Genomic DNA, 4,428 nt, shown 5'->3' with positions numbered 1-4,428 from the left:
TTGAAGTTTCACTTTATAAATAATACATGACAGCTTGGTATTCGACTAAATCTGTACCAATATTTTTATAGGTATGATTTTTATTGGCTAGGAATCTAATTGAATTTCCAGGGGATACTTGTCTGCAATGCTCACCAATTTGAATTTCAAGTTCACCTTTTAGAACAGTGATATATTCTTCTACACCATCATTATGCTTCTCTGAAAGATGCTGGCAGCCTGGATCCATTTCTACAATAAAGATTTCGAATTTTTTTCTAGGATCAAATGGAAAAATGGGGTACACTCGATATTCTCCATTGCTCTCTACGATGGGGGAAATGGATTTATAGTCTACAAATAATAAATCTGAGGGTTCGTCTTTAATTAGAGAGGAGAAGGAGACTTGGAGTCCGCTGGCAATTTTCCACAATGTTGTAACGGTTGGATTAGATTCTCCACGTTCGATTTGACCAAGCATAGCCTTGCTTACCCCTGTTAATTCTGAAGTGACATCAAGGCTTAGTCCTCTTTTTTTACGTATACTTCTTAGATTTTCTCCTATATTTTTTTGAATATTTTCCATTTTGTCCTCCAAATCTATTGTGTACTATAACGTTCGTATGTATAATATATTATAATTATCGGATGCTATAGTATATATTATGTCTATTATAGTGTATTTTTAAGCATATGTCTTTCAGATTTTTTCAAAAAAAAGGTGGTGCAGCTAATGGCTGAACTTGCATTAAACAAAACACAGTCAGAGTTAAGGAAAGGATTTCAATCAGGAATTAGCATTGCAATTGGATACATCCCAGTTGCATTAACCTTTGGACTGCTGGCAAAAACAACTGGACTAACATTTGGTGAAACGCTTTTAATGAGTTTAGTCGTGTTTGCAGGAGCTTCCCAATATATATCCCTTAGCCTGTTGACGCTAGGTACAGGAGTATTTGAAATCATTCTAACAACATTCATTGTGAATATTCGACATTTCTTAATGTCATCAGCATTAAATGAAAAATGTGAAGAAGATTATTTTGTCAACAAAGCTATTTACTCGTTTGGGATTACGGATGAGTCCTTTTCTGTAGCGGCTATGAAGGAAGGAACAGTAACTACAGGATATATGCTTGGGCTTAATTTAATCGGTTATTTGAGTTGGGCTGCCGGAACTGGGTTTGGGTTTTTACTCGGGGCTAGCCTTCCCCAGACACTGCAGGAAAGCATGACGATTGCTCTTTATGCGATGTTTATTGGATTATTAGTACCTTCTATGAAAAAAAGTGTGAAAGTAGTGTTCCTAGCAGCCTTAGCTGCCTGCTTTAATACGATTTTCTCCATAACCAACGCACTTTCAACTGGTTGGGCAATTGTTGCTGCAACACTTTTATCAGCAGTTATCATTGAGCTAATCGAAGGAGTAAAGAAAAAGCAGAGGGGGAAAGGGAATGAGTAGTCATATTGTTTGGATGATCATCGGTATGGGGGTTGTTACTTATATCCCTAGAATGCTTCCGTTTTTGCTCTTTAAAGGGAAGGAATTGCCAGTGTTTCTGCAAGGTGTTCTTAAAAATGTTCCTGCTGCTACTCTAGGGGCACTTGTTTTTCCGGGAGTTTTCTTTATTAATGAAGATGTATGGTTTGGGATATTAGGAGCAGCAGCTGCCTTTTTTGTCGCGTATCTTGGGGCAAATGTTATTTTTGTTGTTTTAAGTTCGATTGTTGTTTTATCAATCTATTCTTTTATTATGTGATGATCGGAAGCCGGTTCAAAATAGAATCGGTTTTTTCGATTTTTTCTTATGGAAAATGTACAAGCTATACAAAGGCTTAAGCCTATAGCAAGTATTAAGAATTTGTTCTAAATATTGATTTTTATACTAAACTTACATTGAAGGGTTGTACAAGAGGGGGGAGAGAGATGGCAAGAAAAATTGGACTATATGGGGTTATATCCTATTGCCTATATGGACTTTTCTTTTATTGGTATTTATTTTATTTTGCCGATACAAGCTTGACCTTCGAGTATCAGGGGACGAGGGCAGATCCAGCTACCTTTCTAAATGGAAGAGAGCTTATGCTTAGTGAGGAGTATTCTAAGATAAGGAATTTATTATTTTTCTTGTCTACACCATTTGAGTGGCTTTTTTATCTTTTTATTTTGCTGCTTGGTTTTTCAAAGACATTTAAAAAGTGGGCAGAGCAGACAGCAAAAATTAAATTTTTTCAAAATGCCATTTATTTAATTTGGCTATCCTTTTTTGCTTTTATCGCGACAATGCCACTAAGTTATATTAGTTATTCTTTTTCTAAAAGCTATAATATTTCCACGCAATCCTTTAGCGGCTGGATGAAGGATGAGCTTATTGACTTCTGGATCAATTATGGGACGATGATTATTATTGTTTCGGTTCTCTATTGGCTGATTAATAAAAGCCGAAAAAGATGGTGGCTCTATGCATGGCTGCTTTCGATACCATTTACATTATTTATGATGTTTTTGCAGCCTGTTGTTATTGATCCGCTTTATAATGACTTTTATCCATTGAAAAATAAAGAGCTGGAAGCGAAAATTCTAGAACTAGCCGATCAAGCTCAAATACCTGCCGAGCATGTATTCGAAGTCAATATGTCTGAAAAAACGAATGCACTTAACGCGTATGTGAATGGAATTGGGACAAACTCAAGAATTGTTCTTTGGGATACGACTTTGGATCGGTTAACTGAAGGCCAAATTCTATTTATTATGGCACATGAAATGGGGCATTATGTTGAAAAGCATATTTATTTCGGAATAGCCGGGTATCTACTTTTATCTTTAATCGGATTATATATAGCAGCAAGATTGATGGGGTATGCGATTAGCAGGTGGGGGGAAGCGTTGAAGATTCCAGCAGTCAATGATATTCGCTCCTTGCCGCTTTTCTTAATGATTCTTTCCATGCTGCTGTTTATTTCAAGCCCGCTTTCAAATTTTGTATCCCGCTATCAAGAGTCACGTGCGGATCAATATGCAATTGAGTTGACAAAAGACACAGATGAGGCAATTTCAACCTTTCAGGAATTAACCCGTGCTGGAAAAAGTCAGGTGAATCCTCCGCTTTTAGTGAAAGTATTCCGTTATGGTCATCCGACTATGCTAGAACGAATATCAACGCTTGAAGAATATGAAATCAAAATGCGATCCAAATAGCGTGAGCAGGCAATTTGTCTGCTCACGCTATTTGGGAAATTGTGATCATGGTAAGTCTTGACAATTTAATAATTAGAATTAAAATGGTGACAAGATACCTCTCCGTTTATTCCCGCTTTTTTCATCTCTATTAAACTTCTAGTTAGATTAATTTTTTTACTCATGATTATTTATCCATTGATGTAGCGCTAATACAAAGAAAATTAAATATGGGATGTGGAAAATGATTATTAAATCTCGCACTGAGCCTGAAGAATTAAAGCTTTTTCGATATTTAAATGTTCGAACGAATTTATCGGAGAAGGATCAGAATTATTATTTGAGCCTTGAGAAGGGGTATCAGGGAGAGCTAATGTTTGACGCTTTAATTAATCCCCTTGCTATTAATTGGCTAATAATAAATGGATTAATGCTCGAATATAATCATACCGTTTTTCAAATAGATACATTGCTAATATCTTCTGAAAAAATATTTGTTTTTGAAGTTAAAAATTACGAGGGTGATTATTTTCTAAAGGATGGCAGGTGGTATACCTTCTCGAAAGTGGAAATAAGGAATCCATTGGACCAGTTAAGGCGGTGTGAATCCCTTCTCCGGAGGTTGCTTCAGGAACTTGGACTCAATGTCCCCATCGAAACAAATCTTGTTTTCATTTACCCCGACTTTTATTTATACCACGCACCAATGGACCTTCCTATTATTTTTCCTACACAGCTTAATCGCTTAATAACACAATTAAGCAAAAACACTAAAAAATACAAAGAAAGTCACTTAAGTCTCGCAAAACGATTAACATCCCTCCATATTGAGAAATCACCATATATGCGTTTACTTGATTATAGTTATGACCAGCTAAAAAAAGGAGTAACCTGTGTTTGCTGCCGTTCATTTAATGTTGAGGTGAAAATGAACAGAGTGGTCTGTAAAGATTGTGGACATAAGGAAGGACTAACTGCAGCAGTACTTCGCAGCGTAGAGGAATTTGCATTTCTTTTTCCAGACCGAAAAATTACTACAAATGACATGCTGGAATGGTTTAAGGTTATCGAGTCTAAGATAACCATGAGAAGGCTGCTCACGCAAAACTTTAATCAGCTGGGGCATGGTAAGTATTCTTATTATGAGAAATTATGAAAATCTATATATCAGGATGGGGCAATAAAAGGCTTACGGAACAGAATTTGATAAACTTATGCGAAAAACACTTACCATAAATGTTCATAGCACGCGTTTCGGAGCGCCGTATGAG

General features: G+C 36.3%; 5 protein-coding genes. 4 read left to right on the top strand and 1 reads right to left on the bottom strand.

Translation table 11 applies throughout. From position 1 onward, the window contains the following. Window positions 1-13: 13 nt before the first annotated feature. Window positions 14-565 carry a helix-turn-helix domain-containing protein gene (locus V7122_RS03690; RefSeq protein WP_335354467.1) on the bottom strand — a complete coding sequence of 184 codons (552 nt, stop codon included), beginning with the start codon at window positions 563-565 and terminating at the stop codon, window positions 14-16. 147 nt (window positions 566-712) lie between these two features. On the opposite strand from V7122_RS03690, the gene V7122_RS03685 reads away from it, so the two are divergent. The 4 genes from V7122_RS03685 to V7122_RS03670 all read left to right on the top strand — a co-directional run bounded on the left by V7122_RS03685 (window position 713) and on the right by V7122_RS03670 (window position 4,313). Beyond that, window positions 713-1,441 carry an AzlC family ABC transporter permease gene (locus V7122_RS03685; protein ID WP_335525839.1) on the top strand — a complete coding sequence of 243 codons (729 nt, stop codon included), beginning with the start codon at window positions 713-715 and terminating at the stop codon, window positions 1,439-1,441. Continuing rightward, the gene (locus V7122_RS03680; protein ID WP_335483195.1) at window positions 1,434-1,739 is read left to right on the top strand and encodes an AzlD domain-containing protein; all 306 of its coding nucleotides are present in this window, start codon (window positions 1,434-1,436) and stop codon (window positions 1,737-1,739) included. Before V7122_RS03685 ends, V7122_RS03680 begins: the two co-directional genes overlap by 8 nt. Window positions 1,740-1,906: 167 nt before the next feature. Beyond that, complete coding sequence (locus V7122_RS03675) at window positions 1,907-3,178, top strand: M48 family metallopeptidase (protein ID WP_335525838.1); 1,272 nt, start codon at window positions 1,907-1,909, stop codon at window positions 3,176-3,178. A 223-nt stretch (window positions 3,179-3,401) separates the two neighbouring features. Then, window positions 3,402-4,313, top strand: a complete 912-nt coding sequence (locus tag V7122_RS03670; RefSeq protein ID WP_335525837.1) for a nuclease-related domain-containing protein — start codon at window positions 3,402-3,404, stop codon at window positions 4,311-4,313. Window positions 4,314-4,428: the final 115 nt, after the last annotated feature.

This window comes from Bacillus sp. JJ1532, assembly GCF_036965085.1.
In the GTDB taxonomy this organism is placed as follows: Bacteria; Bacillota; Bacilli; order Bacillales; family Cytobacillaceae; genus Cytobacillus.
The sequence above is the reverse complement of the archived record's forward strand: the minus strand, read 5'-3'. Positions and strand labels throughout refer to the sequence as shown.

Bases quoted from the DNA above. Each gene is read 5' to 3' on its own strand.
- V7122_RS03680 (WP_335483195.1), top strand. From the start codon at position 1,434: ATGAGTAGTCATATTGTTTGGATGATCATCGGTATGGGGGTTGTTACT.
- V7122_RS03690 (WP_335354467.1), bottom strand. From the start codon at position 565: ATGGAAAATATTCAAAAAAATATAGGAGAAAATCTAAGAAGTATACGT.
- V7122_RS03675 (WP_335525838.1), top strand. From the start codon at position 1,907: ATGGCAAGAAAAATTGGACTATATGGGGTTATATCCTATTGCCTATAT.
- V7122_RS03685 (WP_335525839.1), top strand. From the start codon at position 713: ATGGCTGAACTTGCATTAAACAAAACACAGTCAGAGTTAAGGAAAGGA.
- V7122_RS03670 (WP_335525837.1), top strand. From the start codon at position 3,402: ATGATTATTAAATCTCGCACTGAGCCTGAAGAATTAAAGCTTTTTCGA.